This window comes from Streptomyces sp. SID12501, from assembly GCF_010550245.1.
Lineage (GTDB): Bacteria > Actinomycetota > Actinomycetes > Streptomycetales > Streptomycetaceae > Streptomyces.
Map to the genome: position 1 here is coordinate 1 of NZ_JAAGLU010000586.1, position 454 is coordinate 454.

At 68.9% G+C, this 454-nt stretch carries 1 protein-coding gene; it reads right to left on the reverse strand.

The features are described 5' to 3' along the window. Window positions 1-454: ABC transporter substrate-binding protein (locus G3I71_RS47405; protein ID WP_164325145.1), on the reverse strand; the 454-nt coding region annotated here is incomplete at both ends.

Sequence of the window (454 nt, forward strand, 5' to 3'; positions counted from 1 at the left end):
CAACTCGCCGAGCGTCGTCAGCGCCTGCTTGACGCTGTCGTCCGTCCACTTCAGCTCGTGCTTGGCCAACTGGTCGTACTTCTGCGGACCCGACAGGGAGAGGTAGACGTTCTCGAACCAGTCCGTCAGCGTCCAACCGTCCGCCCCCGCCACCGACACCGCCGGCGTACCGGACGCCGAGAGCGTGTCGGCCGCGGCCACGAGGTCCTTCCACGTCTTCGGGGGCGTCACCCCCGCCGCCTCGAAGGCCTTCGCGTTGTACCAGATCAGCGACTTGTTGGCCGCCTTGTAGTACACGCCGTACTGGGTGCCGTCGACCGCGCCGAGGTCCTTCCAGCCCGCCGAGTAGTTCGCGTCCAACTGGGCCTTGGCCTCCGGACCCACCGGCTGCGCCCACTTGTTCTGCACCGCCGCCCGCAACGCCCCCACCTGCGAGAGCAGTGCCACGGCCGGC